The following is an 18,602-nucleotide window of genomic DNA, read 5'->3' on the forward strand; positions in this document are numbered from 1 at the left end:
AATGCTCGCAACTTATTTAGTTGTACAACACGAATTCTCGGTCCCGCACGTCTTTGACGACCACCGGGTCCTGCTGCTCCAGTTTCTTAAGAATCTTCTGACCCTTTGTGACGTGTTCAGGGAGCTTTTCGGCATCGTCGAGGGAAACACCCTCCGGCAGGTCTCGAGTACTCGCGAGAAAGTATTTGATGATTGCACGCTTCATGCCGGGAACTTCAAATCCGTCACTCCCGTACAAATTGAAGAGGCGGTCCTGAATCGACCAATCCTTCCAGCGGGCTAAGTCGACGATCGCGAAGTCGGCAATATCGGGTCGGTCCAGCACGACTCGCATCGCGGCCTTGAGCTTTTCGGGCGCAATGCGATCCCCGCCGTATTGCCACATGAAACCGACCGCTTGCATTGCACCGTAGGTCTCGCTGAAGGGCACCGGGACCGGCATCCCGCTCTCGTCGAGCTTCACTTCCCCGGATTCATCGAGGATGAACTCCGGTTTGAGTTTCGTTTTGACAAGCAGTTCGAGACCCTCATCGCCAGACAAGAGCAAATAGCCTGAAATGATGCCGTTGAGTCCGAGTCGGATATCGTCGGACGGCTGGGTGATAAATTCTTCAAGGACGCGGCGATCTTCATCATCGCCGGCGAGCCCGGTCAGCAAGCCATATAGGCCAAGCCGGGCGGCATCGGTCTTCGGGTCGATGACCCATGTCGACAATTTGTCCTTTGGTAGCTTCGACGAAACCTTCGCAATGTCGTCGAACGGTGCGTTCGCAAACTCGCCGTATGCGTCTGTCGCGACAAGGTCGTCTGCGTGCTCCAGATATTTGACGAAATATTCGAGCCGCTCGGCTGTCGGTTGGTCCGGATCCGGTGCCGCTTTCACGTAATCAAACGCGGCTTGAGTAATCTCCAGCGGCAAATCCCATTCGATGAGTTCCGCCTTGTACCCCGTCATCAGAAAGAGCTGGTTCGGGTCACCCGGCTGATATCCGGCCAGTTGCAAAATCTGCTTCGGTTGAAAGTCGCCTTTGACGACCGCTTTGACCTCGAACCGCGTCGCAGCTTTGACCGACCCATCGGCCTCAGGTTTCGTTGCGTCGACCCACTCGGCCAACAGAACGACATCCGACTCACAGATCTGCTCCGTCAGAGTCAGCGCCGGCGCTTGGCAAAATGGGCAAGCGATTGCATCCCGGACGCCGACGTACGCGGAAAATAGGCCACCTGTGAGCAGTGCGACGGTCGCGAGCCGAATTGAAAAAAAACGGAGCATTGGAGAATCTCGATGGATCCGAATAACGGAACGTCAGCAATAACTCTAACCCATAAGCCGCTTCAACTGTTTCGTTTTTCTGAAACGGGATTCCGCTCGGGTCATCCGATCGGCACCAACTGGGTGATCCAATTCAGCGACGGGCTTCAGCGATTAATGACTTTCGCGTCCTCTAGCCGGTAGATCTGATACCAGTTTCCGTTCTGATGCACCGGCTTAATTCGGAATGTGCCGATTACGTCGAAGGGGCGATTGGCGATATATTGAGTCGTCGTCCCTTCCAACAGCTTTACGACAATCAGATCATAAATTTTCGGATTCCGACCGAAACAGCAAATCTCATTGTCGCGGGCCATGGTGAAGGCGGATAGGCGTTCTTCGTACGCCGGATACATAAAACCGCGTATTCTTACGGTTTCGCCGTCAAGTTCCTGCAACCAATCCGGGAATCTACTGACGATGTCTGGCGGGACCGGATCGACTCCGAGCAGTTTCAGAAGATCGATGTCATCATACGTCACTCGCAAAGCCCGCTCGCGACCTTCTCGGCGAAACGTTGGCGGGGCAGGCGGCTCAAACGGTGTCTCGATTTCCGGAGCTAGCGTTTCGGGATCGGGCGTCGTTCCAGAATCCGGCTGCAATTGCGGTTGAGGTGTCACGGGGATTTCCGCGGCCACCGGGATAATTTCCGGTTTCTCTGCCAGAACCGTCTGTTGTGGGGTCGAAGGCTCGGAATCAACGACCGTATCGCCGAGCGGACGCGGTTCCGAGAAGATCGCACTGCCCGATTCCTCAGCGATTTCAACCGCGGAATCGCTATCGCCTATTGGCTGCTGCGACATCGACCCAGCCTGTGGAGCGACGGGGTCGGCGCATCCTGCAGCGATGAGAAGCGTTGAGGCGAATAGGGCGAATACCCGGAACGCTTGGAAGGTTTGGGGCTCAACGCTCGGACATCTGCCCGCGTTGTACGCCTGAGAGCCGCCACCGATCGCGCGGAGTCGCTCTAAAACGCGGACGAAGAAATCGCCCAGTGAGTTGCGTCGAGCGAGTAGACAGGCGAGAGGTCCGCACCGCCACCGGACGCATTGAGGTGAAACGTCCCCGCAACGGAGATGAGGCCTTGGAAGTAATCGACCGTCTGACCCTCGCCCATCCGGACGAGAATCATGTCGGTCAACGCCGGTTGTCCGCCGAAACAGCATTCGCCGCTGTCCTTGCAGAAAATGAACTCTTGGATATTACGGGTTTGATTCGTCGGGTACATGTACCCTTTCAGAAAAATCTTCTGACCGTCAAGGGCAGCCACGTCGTCGTGGAAGGCCCCGACGCCGTTCTTCTGGACGAATCCCTTCTTCGCGATGTCGTAAGTGAAATTCGTTCGGGCGTAGCCCTCGGGGACCTCAGTCGCATAGGCGTAGGCCTGTTTGCCGATCCCGGTGACGAAAAACAGGGTCGAAAGTGTCAGGCCAGCAATCGCTAGTTTCCGGCCGCCGAATTCGCCGCCCGATCGAGCGATCTTTAGCAGCGCGGCCGCCCCAATGACCAGACCGAAGAAGGCGACCGGCACGCCCGCCACTGTCAGCAGCGACATGGCCGAGCATAAACCCAAGATCAGGGAAACGGGAGCACTGACCGGCACGGGCCGATATTCGAACTCCCGCCCGCCTTCGTGCGAAACGCCCGAGGTGCCGGTGTGTTCAAAACTTTCCGAGACTACTGCTTGAGACATGGCAACGATTGAGAAAGAGATCGGACGGCCTACGGGACCCGGAAAAGCAAATGAATCGTCTTCCCGAACATTATCCGCCAATGAGGTCAGCGGGAAGGGGCGCACCGACCCCTCAGTAAAGTCTACGTGATGAAAGCCTGTCGTATTGGAAAGTTTGGTTGTAGTTTTTACAAACGAAGCAGTATGAACAGTCGCCGACGCGATTGCGCGGAGAGCGAAAAATTTGAGGATTCCGATCGACGGAGTGAGCCCCCTGATGCCGCGAAAATGGACCTACACTCCCCACGATCGCCATCTTGTCGACCGGCTCAGTACCGATCTCAAGATCGCTCCGCTGACCGCGCAGGTGCTGATCGCTCGCGGTATGCGGACCTCTGATGAGGCTCGCATTTTTCTGGGTGGAAAGCTGACCGACCTGCACCAGCCGGAGCAACTGCCCGGTGTAGTCGAAGCCTCGGCCCTGATCGCCGCCGCCGTCCGAAGTGGCCGCAGAATCACTATTTACGGCGACTACGACGTCGACGGCGTGACCGCGACGGCGATCCTGTGGCATTGCCTGTCGCGACACAACGCCAACGTCGATTCGTACACGCCTTGCCGACTCGAAGAAGGCTACGGCCTCAACGCCGAGGCAATCCGGTCGCTCGCTGAGGAAGACGCGGACAGGTTGTTGATCACTGTCGACTGCGGAATTTGCAGCACCGCGGAAGCAGCCTTGGCGAAGGAACTCGGCCTTGAACTCATCATTACCGATCACCACACGCCCGGCTCTGAATTGCCGCAGGCCGACGAAATCGTCCATCCGTCGCTGCCCGGTCGCGAGTGGCCCGACCGGCACGCGTGCGGTGCCGGCGTCGCCTTTCAACTTGCGTGGGCGATTTGCAAGCAATTATCTGATGGCGACCGCGTCTCGGAGCCGGTTCGCAACTTTTTGACGTACGACGCGATCGCGCTGGCTGCGGTCGGAACGGTTGCCGATGTCGTCCCGCTTGTCGGCCAAAATCGGTTGCTTGTCCGCTATGGCCTGTCCGCGCTCGCGGCTCGCCCTTCGATTGGACTCGCCGCACTGATGAAGGTGAGTGGAGTTGAACCCGATCGGACCCCGGTTGCCGAAGATGTCGGCTTCAAAATCGGGCCGAGGATCAACGCCGCGGGCCGGCTCGGGCAAGCGCAGCTCGCCGTCGAGTTGCTGACGACCTCCAACGAAGATCGCGCCGCGCACCTGGCTTCCTACCTCGACCAGCTCAACAACGATCGCCGGAAACTCGAGCAGAAGACGTACACCGAAGCGAAGAACCTCATCAAGGAACGGCCCGACTGGCTCGACGCCCCCGCACTGGTCGTCGCCGAACCACATTGGCACCCCGGCGTAATCGGCATTGTCGCCAGTCGGATTGCCGAACGATTCGAACGGCCCGCGATTCTAATCGCCATCAATCAGGAGACCGGTCAGGGGCAAGGGTCGGGACGTTCCTTCGCGGGGTTTGATCTGCACTCCGGGATCAATGCCTGCGGAGATTTGCTCCTCGGTTTCGGTGGGCACCGCGCAGCAGCCGGGGTTCGGATTGAAGCCGAGAACATCGACCGATTTCGCGACGCATTTTGCGAATTCGTGGCCGGTGATCATGCCCCGACGGAATCAGACCTGTCGCTGGCGGTCGATGCGGAGGTGATGTTTTCGGAAATTACGCCGCGGGCCGTGGGCGAACTCGATCGGCTCGGACCGTTCGGGCAGGCTAATCCGCGTCCGGCTTTCGTTGCTTCACAGGTCGAGTTGGCCGCGCCGCCGAGAACGATGGGGCAGGGCGACCGGCATCTCGCTCTGCAGGTGAAGCAATTCGGCACCACGCTGCGCGCGATTGCCTTCGGGCAGGGCGAATGGGCTGAGGAAATCGCCGCGACCGACGGCCCCCTCTCGCTACACTTCACCGTGGAAATCAATCGCTGGCAGGGCCGAAATAACGTCGAACTGCGGCTCGGCGACTGGAAGGTCGAAGAGGCGGTCGTGAGCAATTGACCGGCACCAGATCAGCGGCGGAGGTATGAGCGCCGGGCATTTCGAGTTCGAAGCGATCTGCAATGATTTCGCGGTCGAGGGGAGCTGAAAAGAGATGTCCGACCAACAGTCGATGATCGACTCGCTCCGCCGTCGCGGGATTCACGACGAGCGAGTCCTCGAAGCTTTGGCGACGACGCCTCGCGAGCGATTTGTTGCCACGCAAATCGAACCGCACGCCTATGCCGATTCGGCATTGCCGATTGCCTGCGGACAGACCATCAGCCAGCCCTATATCGTCGCACTGATGACGCAGTCGGCCAGGCTTACGGGGAGGGAGGCGGTGCTCGAAATCGGCACGGGCAGCGGCTATCAGGCGGCGATCCTTGCCAAGTTGGCCAGCCGTGTTGTCTCAATCGAACGCTACGACGAATTAGCCGAGAAAGCCGCCCAGCGCCTCGCCGAACTGAAAATTAAGAACGTCGAAATTCATGTCGGCGACGGGACGAGCGGCGATCAACTAAACGCTCCCTATGATGCGATCGTCGTGACTGCCGGGGCACCTGAGATCCCTGAACCTCTTATCGATCAGCTCGCCGAGAGAGGGCGGCTTATTATTCCCGTCGGTGACGAAACGGACCAAGTCTTAAAGGTGTTGGAACGATCTCCCGAAGGAGATATCGTCCACGACCTCTGCCCGTGCCGATTCGTCAACCTCATCGGCAAACACGGTTGGTCCGCGTAGCAGAGCAGAATCTCCGGATGATCGTTCGCAATGCCGAGCTTTAATCCATACCTGATCCTTCTCCCGAGGAAGATGGATCGTTAAGAACGTTTCTAAAGGCTTCGCTGACGAAAGCTGCCGCAGGCACAAAGGCACGCGTGTGCCCCGCAGGCACAAAGGCACGAGTGTGCCCCGCAGGCACAGAGGCACGAACGTGCCTACATCTGCACCCAGTCTTTGAGTTTGGCGTGTTCGAAGATCATTTCGCGTTGAATTTGGAGGTCGTGTCCGAGCCCGGCTGCGAGGGCTCGCTCATACATCGCGATGGCGATGCCTACGTCGACGTAGGCGAGTCCGACGGCGTTAAAATAAATCTTCTCGTCGTCAGATTCTCGACCCGGTTTGGCCCCGCTGACCAAGTCGGAGAGGTTGGCATAGAGGTCGTCATCGGTGAGGACGCCGTCCTTATACATTCGGCTGAGTGTTTGCGTCCGGTGCTTTACCGTCTCCCAGTCGTCGCAGACAATCTTATCGCATTGCTTGGCGACCTCGTACTCGTCTTCCCAGCCGCCGACGTGGCTGTAGAAAGCACCCTGCTTCATCCATTCCGCTTTGAGCAGCGGCGCCTGCGCGCTGGTCGCGGTGACAATTATATCCGCCCCGTCGGTCGCCTTTTTTAAATCGGAATTGGTGGCGACGAATTTCATGTCGGGCAGGATTGCCGACATCTCTTGGACGAATTGCTCCTCCTCCGATGACGACTTCGCCCCGACGCGGCACTCTTTGAGCGATGGGACGACGGTCTTCATCGAGATCAAATGCATCTTCGCCTGTTCGCCGGCACCGATAAAGCCGATCGATTCGGAGTCCTGACGTGCGAGGTGCTTGGCCGCCAGCGCGCCGATGCTGCCCACGCGGATATTCGAGCAGAGCGTGCCCTCCATGAAGGCTACGGGGAAGCCCTTCTCAATTTCCGACAGGATGATGACTGCCGAGAGATTCTGAAGGCCGTATTTGGTCGGATTTGGCGGAAAAACCGAGACCCATTTTACGCCGCAGAATTTTTTATCTTTAAAGGTGGCCGGCAGGCAATTAATTCGTTCCTGCGTCTCGTCATTAAAAATCTGAACAATCTTCTCGGGGAACAGCACCTCTCCATCATGAAAGGCTCGAATCGATTCTTCAGTCGCTTCGAGACTCATTCGGATGTCGAGGCACCCGGCGGCGAGGAGGTCTTCCTGCGAGAAATAACGGCAGTGAATTTCGTGCTTGTTCATGGGATCCGCTCTTCGTTGTTGTCCGCAAAACGCTTCCCCTGACCGTACCCGACAGAATGGAAATTGGCGAGTCTTTAGGGACTCTCTCAGCCCGAACACAGCCAACAAAGAAACGGCCCCTTCCCGGTAGGAGAAGAAGCCGCTCTTGAACATCAATCATCTTAGTTGATGAGGATTACCTCAAGCCGTTTGCTCGGCATGTTTCCCCTCGGCGAACTCCTCAAGCATTTTGTCACAAAAGGCCGGGAGATCATCGGGGTTGCGGCTGGTGACAAGCCCTTCATCGCAGACGCATTCTTCGTCGGTCCAGTGGGCACCGGCGTTTTTCAAGTCGGTCTTCAGGCTGGGCCACGATGTGACGTGTCGCCCTTCGACGACGCCCGCTTCGATCAACGTCCACGGGCCGTGGCAGATGGCCGCGACAGGCTTGTGCTGCTTGAAGAAGTCGCGGACGAAGTCGACCACGGTTTCGTTCATCCGCAACGTGTCGGGGTTGGCAACGCCGCCGGGCAGGACGAGGCCGTCGAAGTTTTCGGCGGATGCGTGCTCCACTTCGAGATCGACCGGGAACTTGTCGCCAGGGTCGTTGTGATGCATCCCCTGCACGTCATCACTCTTGGGCGAGACGATGACCGCCTCTGCTCCGGCGTCCTTGATCGCCTTCATCGGCTCGGTCAACTCGACCTGCTCGAACCCGTCGGTGACGAGGATCGCGATTCGTTTACCAGTGAGCGTATCCATTGACATCAGACATCCTCATTTCGTTCGCTATTTTGTGAACAGCACACAGAGGAGCAGGTCTCATGCCAACGGCGAAATGTCAAGAATTTCAATGAAATTAGAGAGTTTCGCGGCAGTTGCGGGGCGCAATTGGTGCATGACCCGTCAAGCTGCGGCGAAGCCCATCAATTATTCTCCGAATGGCATTTCAGGCCGCTTTGCCTGCGAGAATCGCTAACCCGTTGTTCGTAGGCCCGCCGCGACACCTTGAATCGACAGCCGCACCAGTTCGCGCAGCCGCTCTCGTTCGTCTTCCGAGGCATCATCCTCTTCGGCGTCGAGAACGCGGAGGCGTTTGATCAATTCGATCTGAATCAGATTGAGCGGGTCGACATACGGATTGCGTTCGGCGATGGAATCGCGAAGCCAGGGGACGCCGCCAAGGAGTTCGGATTGACCGGTGATGGAAAGAACGGCATCGCGTGAGCGATTAAACTCCGCTTCGACCGCTTCCCAGACCTCAATCGCCTGATCGCCTTCGTCGAGCATCTCGGCGTAGCGGGCGGCGATCCCCATGTCAGCTTTCGAAAGGGCGAGTTCGGCGTTGTCGATCAGCGCTCGGAACATCGGCCAGTCGGCATACATCGTTTTTAAGATGTCGCCGTCGTGGTGCTGTTTAAAATCTTCGATCGCCGCACCAAGGCCGTACCAAGCCGGCAGAAAGTGCCTCGACTGCGTCCAAGAGAACGTCCAGGGAATCGCCCGCAAATCGGCCAGCGATTTCCTTTCGCGTCGACGGGCCGGACGAGAACCGATAGGCAGATTCTCGATCTCCGAGATCGGCGTCGCACGGTCGAAGTAGTTGAGAAATCGAGGATGTTCGATCAGATCGCGATACGCTTTGAGCGACGTATCGCGAAGTTGATTCATCGTGTCGATCCAGGCGGGATCGACCTCGCGGTCCTGCTCGACCGAAACGAGCAGGGTGGCCCAGCCGACCTGCTCGAGGTGGCGGTGCGCGATCTGCGGATCATCGTAGCGGTCGGCGAGGACTTCTCCCTGTTCTGTGATTCGAAGGTGCCCGCCGACGGAGTTCGGTGGCAACGACATGATCGCCCGGGCGGCCGGCCCTCCACCGCGACCGAGTCCGCCGCCCCGGCCGTGAAAGATCACCAACTCGACATCGTTCTTTTGGGCAACCCGGGCCAGTTGTTCCTGGGCCTGATGGAGCCCCCAACCAGCGGCGAGATATCCGCCGTCTTTGGTGCTGTCGGAATAGCCGACCATCACGGTTTGAAGCGTGCGTCCTTTGATTTCGACGTAGCTGCGGTATTCAGGAATGGCGAAGAGTTCGTCGAGAATCGTCGCGCCGTTGTTAAGGTCGTCGATCGTTTCGAACAGCGGTTGAATCGGCAGTTGCGGGAGCGGCTCGCCTTCCTGCTCGCCGGTCGTCTTCCACGCCCAGTTCCAAAACCAGAGGACGGCGAGAATATCACTGACGTGATGCGTCATACTGATCACGTGCCCGCCGAGCGGCTCCAACCCGTGCGATCGGACGGTGTCGGCGAGAAGGCGGAACAGTGACAGCGTCTCGCGGGTCATACCTTCGAAATCGGTCACGAAGATCGTCGGGGGAGCATCCATCGTTTCGAGCAGCAACTTGCGCCGGCCCGCTTCGTCCAATTCGAGGTAGGACTCGCAAAGCTCGGTCGATCGCAGAACTTCGTCGAGGACCTCGTTGTGCACGCGGGAGTCCTGCCGGACGTCGAGTGAGGCAAAGTGCAGACCGAATGTGCGAATCTGCGTGAGCCAGTCCTCGAGATAGACATCGGCAATACGGTCACCGCCGTTTTCACGCAGGCAGGACTCGATCAGCCGGACATCGCGTTCCAGTTCGGCCGCCGAACCGTATGCGGCGCGACGACTTCGGTCATAAACCTCGGCCTCGAGAGATTGCTCAAGCCGAAACTCGATGACGCGGATCCAGCGGCGGTACACTTCGTTGGGCGACATTTCGTCGAGGAGCGCCCGAATTGCCGGCCAGCGGTCATAAGCCTCGGCGACGGCGTGACTCATCTCCTTGGGGATTTCGACTTTGCGATCGGAGATGACGAGCATGCGAAATAGCTCGTGGGCCGTTTCACGCTGTCGGGCAATCGCTGCCGAACGCAGCACGCGGAGGGTGTTCCGCGTGACATCGGCAGTCACGAACGGATTACCGTCGCGGTCGCCGCCGATCCACGAACCGAATTTAATAAAGACGGGCGATTCCCAATCGCTCTCGATCGCTTCACCGTATGCGGCTTTCATCGCCCGACGAACTTCGCGATGAATCTCGGGCAGGATTTGCCAAATTTCCTTCACGAAGAATAAGCCCCGTTCGACCTCCTGCATGACGGTCGGTCGCGAGGGACGCGTCTGATCAATAAGCCACAAAATGGTGAGATTACTTTTGAGCCGCTCGGCGATCCGTTCCCGTTCACGAGGCATCAGGTCGTCGCGGTGCAATTCCTGAATGCCGGTTCGGATTTTTCGAATGACCCGGCGTGTCGTGCGGCGTTTCGCCTCGGTGGGGTGTGCCGTGAAGACGAGATCGACACAAAAGCGATCGAGCAACTCTTGTGTTTTATTGGCGTCGAAGCCTCGTCCTTTCAACGCGAAAACCGCGGCGCGAAGTGACTCGCCCCGCGGCTGATCTCCGGCGGTGCGACCTCGCTCGCGAAGAACACGGACCCGGTGGGTGTCTTCGGCGGTATTGGCAAGATCGAAAAAGATGCTCAGCGCCGGGATAGCGACGGCCATTTCGTCGGGCGTCATCGCGGCAACCCGAGCGATCAGTTTCTCTTCGGACGCCGCGTCGCCGCCGCGTCGGGCTTCGGCGAGTTGATGAATTTCCTCGACGAGTTTCAACGAACCGGCGCCGCGTTGTTCGGCGATCATCTCGTCGAGCAACTCGGTGAGGAAGCTGATGTCGTGGCGGAGATCGTCGGCGGTGATCGCTTCGGGCATGGTAAATCGCAAATCAGGAGTGACCGCTCAGCCGACGAGCTTGGCTGAGCCACGATGTTCGGTGGTGCGTTGCTGGTTTCGGACAATCAAGATGTCGCAAAATTGATCGGGATCGATCGCACCAGCGATTGTTGGCAGGTTGACTCCGTCCGATCTTAACCGGCAGCGACTGCCGCTGACGAGCGGCTGCGCAGCAAGTGTTCGAGCATGAACGCCGAGAGCGCCGTCCAACCGGTTTGGTGGCTGGCGCCGCAACCGCGACCGGTGTCGCCGTCGAAGTATTCGTAGAACAGAATCAGCTCGCGCCAATGCGGGTCGTCGGCGTAACGGGCGTCATCGCCATGGCAGGGGCGGCGACCGTTTTCGTCCGGCAGGAAGAGCCCGAGCAAGCGTTGTTCGATCTCTCTGGCGACTTCTTCCAGATTCATCAGATTGCCCGATCCCGTCGGGCACTCGACCTTCAGCGAGTCGCCGTAGAATCGGTGGTATTTCTGTAGCGCCTCGATGATCAAAAAGTTGATCGGGAACCAGATGGGGCCACGCCAGTTCGAGTTGCCGCCGAACATCCACGTATCGGATTCGCCGGGCACGTAGCTCACCCGGTGCTCTTCACCGCCGAGACGACAGGAGAACGGGTTCTTTTCGTGAAACTTCGACAATGACCGAATGCCGTAAGGCGAAAGAAACTCGTCTTCATCGAGCATATAGGCAAGAATCCGTTCCAGCCGGTCTCTGGTTGGCACTGCGAGCAGCCGCAGTCCGCAATCTTCAGCGTCAGGCGTTTCTTTCTCCATGAACGTGATGTCGGCCAACTGGTCGGTCTTGTTGCGTAAGAACCAATCCATCCGCTTGCGGAAGTTCGGGAGTTTGTCGAGCACATCGTCTTCGAGCAGGTCGACGGTCAGCAGCGGAATCAGACCGACGATCGACCGAATCTTCAGCGGGACCGCGACGCCGTTGGCGTTCAGTTTATCGTAGTAGAAGCCGTCTTCTTCATCCCAGAGGCCATCGCCGTTGAGCGAGTTCATCGCGTTCGCGATTGCGATGTAGTGCTCAAAGAACTTCGACGCGATGTCGGCGTGTGCGTTATTCGCCGAGGCAAGTTCGAAGGCCATAGACAGCATGTTCGCGCAGTAGAAGGCCATCCAGGCGGTACCGTCGGCTTGTTGCAGATAGCCCCCCTCGGGCAGCGGCTTAGACCGGTCGAACACTCCGATATTATCGAGGCCGAGAAAGCCCCCGGCGAAGAGATTGTGCCCCTTGGGATCCTTCCGATTCACCCACCACGTGAAGTTGAGCAGCAGTTTTTGGAAGCAGCGGATCAGGAACTTGCGATCCTTTTGATCCTCTGCCTTCGTCATTTGATAGACGCGCCATACTGCCCAGCCATGCACGGGGGGATTCACATCGCTGAACGCGAACTCATAAGCGGGAATCTGGCCGTTCGGATGCATGTACCACTCGCGGAGAAACAGAATTAACTGCTCCTTGGCGAAGTTCGGATCGAGTCCGGCGAACGGGATCATGTGGAACGCGCTATCCCACGCCGCGTACCATGGATACTCCCACTTATCGGGCATGGAGATCACATCGCGATTGAACAGGTGCGTCCAATCGGCGTTGCGGCCCGATCGCCGGTGCTCCGCGACAGGGGGTTGGGCCGGGTCGCCATCGAGCCAGTGCTTCACCACGTAGTGATAAAACTGCTTGGTCCACAACAGCCCGGCGTACGCCTGTCGGAGAACCGCTTCCTCCTCGGGATCGACGTCGGCGCCGTACTTGTCTCGATAGAACTGATCACATTCGCGCCGGCGCGTTTCGAAGATGCTGTTGAAGTCCTCGCCGAACGGAACCTCGGGGGCCTGCGACTCCATCGAAAGCCGAAGCTCGATCGTCATCTCCGAACGCTTCTTCAACCTCAGCTTGTAATAGGGGGCAACCTTCGTCCCGACCCGACCTCGCCGGATGGCTGTTTTTTCGCCCTTCACAAGGTAGCGATGAAAGCTGTCCTTCGAGTACGGCGTCAGACTCTTCGATCCGTAGAGTTGATTGAAGTTCGTTTCGTTTTCGGCGAAGAGCCACCGCGGCTTCCGACCGAGGTGATCGGGACCGCTGTAAAAATGGAACCGCTCCAACGCTTCGTGGTCGGTGATCAGGTAGTCCCGGCCGTCGCACCAAATGCGCGGCTTCGCCCAGCATCCTTCGTGGTCGCAGCCCCATGACCAGGTGTTGCGGAACCAGAGCGTGGGCAACAGATGGAGCGTTGCGGCGACCGGAGCGCGATTGGCCACGTGGATGCGGATCAGAATGTCGTTATCAGCGCCCTTGGCGTATTCGACCGTGATGTCAAAGTAGCGGTCATCATCGAAGATGCCGGTGTCGAGCAACTCGTATTCAAGTTCCGAACGCGATCGACTGCGGTTGCCGTCAACGATTTTACCGTAGGGGAATTCAGCCTGCGGATACTTGTAAAGCCCCTTCATGTAGGAGTGCGTCGGCGTCGACTCAAGGTAGTAGTAGCACTCCTTGACGTCTTCGCCGTGATTGCCCTCGTGGCCGTTCAGACCGAACAGTCTCTCCTTCAGAATGGGGTCTTGGCCGTTCCACATCGACAGCCCGAAGCACAAGCGGCACTCACGGTCGGTGATGCCGAGAATGCCGTCTTCACCCCAGCGATAGGCCCTGCTGCGGGCATGGTCGTGCGGAAAGTATTCCCAGCAGGTTCCGTCGGGAGAGTAATCCTCCCGCACGGTTCCCCATTGCCGCTCCGAGAGATACGGCCCCCACCGTTTCCAATTGGAGTCAGGCTTCCGAGCCAGTTCTGCGGCAAGACGTTCGGTCTCAGGATTCGGCGGTAAGTATTCGCTCATTGATGTCCGTCAGCGTAAGCCGTCAACGCTCGCGTGCCGGCGCGGGCTCGGCGGTTTTGCTCGTTGTCGATGACTCTTGAGAAATGCAACGCCCGTTCGAATCTCATCGGCGCCAGCGAGATTCGGATATTCGAAGGCGACAGTCTATGCCCGAAGCGGCGGCGCCACCACCTTCGGCGGAACTGATCCACTGATCTGCATATCGGCCGGTGTCGATCAATGCGGTCGCGTGAAAATCCGATCGACGAGAAAGACGATCATCAGTGATTGGTCGTTGCGTCGGAAGGGCGGTGATCGTCGTCGATTCGCGGCCAGCTCAAATTAAATCGCGCCCCGCGCCCCACCTTGGTTTCGATATGAATATCGCCACCGTGCTCCCGCAGAATTTTGCGACTGACCGCCAGCCCAAGACCCGTGCCACGCGAGCCCTTCGTCGATTCGAAAATCTGAAACACGGTGTCGATCATGTCGTCCGGAATTCCGGGTCCGTTGTCGACGACGCTGATGTAAACGGCGTCTTGTGACTCCGAGTATCCCGTCTCGATTCGCACGGCTCCTTTCTCAGAGCCCTCAACCGCGTCGATCGCGTTCGTGGCGATATTCAGAATCGCGCGGTGGATGCCTTCCGAGTCGAACATCGCTGGCGGCAGGTCTTCATCGAGCTTGATGCCGAGCCGGACCCCGACTTCGTCGGCGCGTGCCTTCATCAGTTCCGCCGCTTCGCGGACGACTTCGTTGACCTGCCCGATTTGCATCGAGGGTGTCCGCTCCTTGCTGAACGTCAACATGTCCATCACAAGGTTGTAGATGCGGTCCTGGTTTCGCTCGACGATTCCCCAGCCTTTGCGGATATTGTCTTCGTCGTGCTGATCGAGGCCCATCTCGATCAGATAGCTGCCGCCGCGGACGCCTTGCAGGATATTCTTGATATGGTGGCTGATCAGCGCAATCGTCTGCCCCATCGCGGCGAGACGTTCGGCTTTCACGAGCGCCTCTTGATAGCGATTGTTTTCGACCGCCATCGCACTTTGGCGGCCGATGGTCAGCAGCAAATGCAGCTGCTCATCGCTGAATCGCGTTTCGGTACCTTCGGAGGCGAGCGTTGCCGCGTTGCTCAAAGTGTCGACATACAGCACGCCGCACAATTCGTAGCGACCCTGCATCGGCACGCACAGCGCCTCGCGAATCCCCGATTTGACGATGCTCTGGCCGGCGTCGAACCGATCATCCTGGCTGGCGTCGGTCGTTCGGACCCCCCGTCCATTATGGTGGACGTAATCGACGATACTGCGAGAGACCGGGGTGATGGAGTCATCCGACGACGTCGGCAACTGCACTGCCTGGGGAACAAGGCCGCCGCTTTCCGGATTGCGAAGCAGAATGCAACCGCGATCCGCCCCGACCACCTTGACCGTCAGATCGAGGATGCGGTCGAGCACGGCCTCCATGGACCGACCTTGGCTGACGGCTTCTTCTGAGATTTGATACAGCGTTTCCAGGTCGGCTCGATACTCGGCGACGACGCTGTCAACGCCCTTGGAAATTTGTGTCCCGGTCAGCGCCTTCGGAGTCCGGCTGACGATCCGCGACCGGTCAGGGGCTCCCTGATCGAGCAGGTCGACGAGTTCGACCATCGGCCGCGAATCAACGTCGGACGGGGATTGCGAGAACAGAATGACGCTTCGTCCGACGCGAATCCTGTCGCCGTTGACCAACTGATGCGATTCGACCTTCGATCCGTTGACGAAGGTGCCGTTCGAACTCTTCAGGTCGGCGATGCGATAACTGTCGTCATCGAATTCGACCATCGCATGACGACGGGAAACCTCCGAGTCAAGAACTCGAATTTCGTTTCTTCCGCCGCGACCAATATGCATCAGCCGACCGTCACATTCGTAACGGGCGCCTTGGTCGGCTCCGGAAATGACGAGCAGCGTCGCCGTGCTCACGATGTATTCTGCCCAAGAAGGACGTCGACAGGACGAAACCGACGAATCTGCCCGATGGGGAGGCAATCCGTCATCGTCCACTCAACACAGAATATACGCGATCCGACCGCTGCAATTAAGCGAATCGATGCGAAGCGAAGAATCCGGAAAGACGTGAACCGCGCCGCAGACCTTTTGTCAATAACGACTTACGGTCGCGTTCGGCCCGAAGGAAAGACCGAGAAAATCGTGCGGTCTGAAGACGATCTCATGCGGCCCGGGCTGGCGATTCCGATTGCGACTCTGCCAAGCAGCGATGCACCGCACCAATTAGGTCGCGATAGTCGAAAGGCTCAGCCAGTTCACTCGCCCCTACGGAGGGGCACGCGGTCGGGTCGGAATGATTCACTCGACCGACCACGATCCGTGAATTTGTGTCGGCTCCGCCACTTGCGTCTCTCACACCGGAATCGTGATAGATCACGACGTCGGCATCGTTTTGAAGCCGACTCGGCAGTTCGTAGCTTCGCATCCGCGTGACGCGGCTACCGCTCGACTTCAGCACCGCCCGAACGACTTCGGCGGTTTCTTCGAGGCCATCGATCAGCAGAACGTGAGAAGTGTCTGGCACAGCGGGATCCTTCCCGGGAGGGGCCTTGGCTCGCAACCTTGGGGGAAGGCCGCACAGGCCGCTTTTGTGGCGGGGCGGGACTGTAGTTGCGCCGATACTTCGTGTCAAAAGGAAATCGCGGCCGGGGCGGGCGGCGGTTCAATTTTGAAATTTTTGCCCTGCGTTCCGTTCGGTTTCATGATGCCTCGCGGTGGAGCAGGGGCGACCGGTACGGTGAAATCAGCTGGCTCGACGATCTCAGGAGCGTACGCCGGGTCAGCCGCAATGCGCAAACTGCGATCGAACGACGCGCTGTATCCCTTTGGCAATTGATAGGGCTTCAGCGGATCAATGCCGAACCCGCAGCACTTGCAACAACAGCATCCGGCGGTCGCAACGGTCAAGCCGACCGCAGCCACAGCAATTGTTAACTGTCGAAGCGCAAATGGGCGGGTCACCGATGATTTGATCGTTGGAGGAATCGACTGTGCCTGTCGTTCCTCATCGGCTGACCCACAGAGCTCGGCTCAACGACAAAGGCGGAGACGCGTTACCGCGTCTCCGCCCATTCGATTCGTCCGTCACTGATCCCGCAGCTTCACTACAATAACAGGGTCGCGTTGCCTGCCGGGACCGCAAAGCGAAGGCTTCTCTATCCTTACTTCGCGTCGGCGTACCGTTTCGAGACCTCTCCCCAATTCACGACGTTCCAGAACGCGGACACATAGTCTGGTCGGCGGTTCTGATAATTGAGGTAGTAGGCGTGTTCCCACACATCGAGACCGAGGATCGGCGTGCGACCTTCAGAAAGCGGAGTGTCCTGATTGGGAGTGCTTTCGACGGTGAGCTGACCATTGTCGACTGACAGCCACGCCCAACCGCTGCCGAACCGCGTTGCCGCCGCGGTGTCGAACTTCGACTTCATTTCGTCGAGACTTCCGAACGTTTGATTGATCGCATCGGCCAATTCGCCGTCCGGATTGCCACCCCCGTCGGGGCTCATCACCGTCCAAAACAGCTTATGGTTGGCATGTCCGCCGCCGTTGTTGCGAACGGCGGTGCGGATCTCTTCAGGAACCGTCGAAAGGCCGGCCATCAAGACTTCAATCGGCTTACCCGCGAGCTCTGCGTGGCCTTCAAGCGCGGCGTTGACCTTGTTGATGTAAGCCTGATGGTGCTTCGTGTGGTGAATTTCCATCGTCCGTGCATCGATATGCGGCTCGAGCGCGGAATAGTCGTAGGGAAGGTCGGGTAGATCGTAAGGCATCGCTTCAAACTCCTCAGGGGGGTTATGGAAATTCTCTTTAAGCGGCAACTCTTGAAAGCTGCTGCTTGCAGGAACTGTTATAGAGGGCTGGCGCCCGCAGTTCTAATCATTGCGGAATGGATCGGTTGTGAAAGCGTGCGATCGCCCTCCTCGGAGCTAATGGGGAAAACCCCCGCCCGCCGAGCTGACGCCCTGCCGCAGTCGCGGGCTACACTGCTTAGGGCAATTTGACCGATGCCCCAACCGGCTTAGAATCTCCAACCTCAAAGAAACCGCCCTTTGTGGTTGATCGTAAGCACCCCGGGCCGCGCGTCGGAAGTCGCACGATGAGACGATCGATCACAGTAACCTGCACGACGAGCGATATGAGCGAAAGCCAACCCTGCCGAGACCACTTTCCGCGTCGTGTGTTGACCGCTTTACCGGTCTATAACGAGCAGCAACACATCCCCGTCGTCCTGCGCGAAGTGCAGCGAAACTCATGCGATGTGCTAGTCATTGATGACGGTTCGACCGACGGCACCGAGGAACTGCTGAAGTCTCATCCGGGAATTCGCGTTGTCCGGCACGAGCAGAACAGCGGCTACGGCGCGGCACTCTCAACCGCGTTTCGATACGCGGCGGACGAGGGATACGACACGCTCGTGACCATCGATTGCGACGGTCAGCACGAGCCGAAATTGATTCCGGAACTGGCAAATGCGGTGTGGCGGACCGAATCGGGGAAGCCGTTCGATATGATTTCCGGAAGTCGATATTTGCACGCCTTCGAAGGCGACAGTGCGCCGCCCGTAGAACGGCGTGACATCAATCGCAAGATCACCTGCGTGTTGAATGAGCATCTCGGACTCGGCCTCACGGATGCCTTTTGCGGATTCAAAGCCTACCGGGTCGAAGCGCTCGCCTCCCTTGACATCGACGATCCGGGCTATGCAATGCCCTTGCAGGTATGGGTGCAGGCGGCTGCCGCGAAATGGCGGATTCGCGAGTTCGCCGTGCCGCTCATTTACCTCGATGAGAAGCGTTCTTTCGGTGGAAACCTGGATGACGGTCGGCAGCGATTCGCACACTATCTCAGTGTTCTCGACGCTGCCCTTGCCGACAGCGGGTTGCCCTCACTCGCGCTTGAGAAATTGCCTTGCGGCTGACCGCGGAGGTTTCTGCGCCGGAATAACTTCGAAGAAGAGTCGATTCCG

General features: G+C 58.5%; 13 protein-coding genes. 3 read left to right on the forward strand and 10 right to left on the reverse strand.

The window, feature by feature from the left end:
* Positions 1-16 precede the first annotated feature (16 nt).
* The 3 genes from Pan189_RS07100 to Pan189_RS07110 form a co-directional block, all read right to left on the reverse strand.
* Positions 17-1,273 (reverse strand): hypothetical protein, encoded by a 1,257-nt coding sequence (locus Pan189_RS07100; RefSeq protein ID WP_145363249.1) that lies wholly within the window; start codon positions 1,271-1,273, stop codon positions 17-19.
* A 146-nt stretch (positions 1,274-1,419) separates the two neighbouring features.
* Complete coding sequence (locus Pan189_RS07105; protein ID WP_145363250.1) at positions 1,420-2,115, reverse strand: hypothetical protein; 696 nt, start codon at positions 2,113-2,115, stop codon at positions 1,420-1,422.
* 164 nt (positions 2,116-2,279) lie between these two features.
* Positions 2,280-3,005, reverse strand: coding sequence for a DUF4190 domain-containing protein (locus Pan189_RS07110; RefSeq protein WP_145363251.1), 726 nt, complete (start codon positions 3,003-3,005; stop codon positions 2,280-2,282).
* Between the two features lie 256 nt (positions 3,006-3,261).
* Between Pan189_RS07110 and recJ the strand changes: the two genes are divergently transcribed.
* Together recJ and Pan189_RS07120 are read left to right on the forward strand one after the other, a co-directional pair.
* Positions 3,262-5,022 carry a single-stranded-DNA-specific exonuclease RecJ gene (gene recJ, locus Pan189_RS07115; RefSeq protein WP_145363252.1) on the forward strand — a complete coding sequence of 587 codons (1,761 nt, stop codon included), beginning with the start codon at positions 3,262-3,264 and terminating at the stop codon, positions 5,020-5,022.
* A 94-nt stretch (positions 5,023-5,116) separates the two neighbouring features.
* Positions 5,117-5,746, forward strand: coding sequence for a protein-L-isoaspartate(D-aspartate) O-methyltransferase (locus tag Pan189_RS07120; RefSeq protein ID WP_145363253.1), 630 nt, complete (start codon positions 5,117-5,119; stop codon positions 5,744-5,746).
* A 197-nt stretch (positions 5,747-5,943) separates the two neighbouring features.
* On the opposite strand, the gene Pan189_RS07125 is transcribed toward Pan189_RS07120, so the two are convergent.
* The 7 genes from Pan189_RS07125 to Pan189_RS07155 form a co-directional block, all read right to left on the reverse strand.
* The gene (locus tag Pan189_RS07125; protein ID WP_145363254.1) at positions 5,944-7,002 is read right to left on the reverse strand and encodes an ornithine cyclodeaminase family protein; all 1,059 of its coding nucleotides are present in this window, start codon (positions 7,000-7,002) and stop codon (positions 5,944-5,946) included.
* A 180-nt stretch (positions 7,003-7,182) separates the two neighbouring features.
* Complete coding sequence (locus Pan189_RS07130; protein WP_145363255.1) at positions 7,183-7,749, reverse strand: type 1 glutamine amidotransferase domain-containing protein; 567 nt, start codon at positions 7,747-7,749, stop codon at positions 7,183-7,185.
* A gap of 207 nt (positions 7,750-7,956) precedes the next feature.
* The gene (gene ppc / locus Pan189_RS07135) at positions 7,957-10,731 is read right to left on the reverse strand and encodes a phosphoenolpyruvate carboxylase (protein ID WP_145363256.1); all 2,775 of its coding nucleotides are present in this window, start codon (positions 10,729-10,731) and stop codon (positions 7,957-7,959) included.
* Between the two features lie 155 nt (positions 10,732-10,886).
* The gene (locus Pan189_RS07140) at positions 10,887-13,601 is read right to left on the reverse strand and encodes an MGH1-like glycoside hydrolase domain-containing protein (protein ID WP_145363257.1); all 2,715 of its coding nucleotides are present in this window, start codon (positions 13,599-13,601) and stop codon (positions 10,887-10,889) included.
* 260 nt (positions 13,602-13,861) lie between these two features.
* Complete coding sequence (locus Pan189_RS07145; protein WP_310821203.1) at positions 13,862-15,550, reverse strand: ATP-binding protein; 1,689 nt, start codon at positions 15,548-15,550, stop codon at positions 13,862-13,864.
* Positions 15,551-15,797: 247 nt separating this feature from the next.
* Positions 15,798-16,160 (reverse strand): hypothetical protein, encoded by a 363-nt coding sequence (locus tag Pan189_RS07150; RefSeq protein ID WP_145363258.1) that lies wholly within the window; start codon positions 16,158-16,160, stop codon positions 15,798-15,800.
* A gap of 637 nt (positions 16,161-16,797) precedes the next feature.
* Positions 16,798-17,406 (reverse strand): superoxide dismutase, encoded by a 609-nt coding sequence (locus tag Pan189_RS07155; RefSeq protein ID WP_145363259.1) that lies wholly within the window; start codon positions 17,404-17,406, stop codon positions 16,798-16,800.
* A gap of 326 nt (positions 17,407-17,732) precedes the next feature.
* Between Pan189_RS07155 and Pan189_RS07160 the strand changes: the two genes are divergently transcribed.
* A complete protein-coding gene (locus Pan189_RS07160; protein ID WP_310821204.1) occupies positions 17,733-18,554 on the forward strand; it encodes a glycosyltransferase family 2 protein in 822 nt (273 codons plus the stop codon).
* Positions 18,555-18,602: the final 48 nt, after the last annotated feature.

The sequence above is a fragment of the Stratiformator vulcanicus genome (assembly GCF_007744515.1).
In the GTDB taxonomy this organism is placed as follows: Bacteria; Planctomycetota; Planctomycetia; order Planctomycetales; family Planctomycetaceae; genus Stratiformator; species Stratiformator vulcanicus.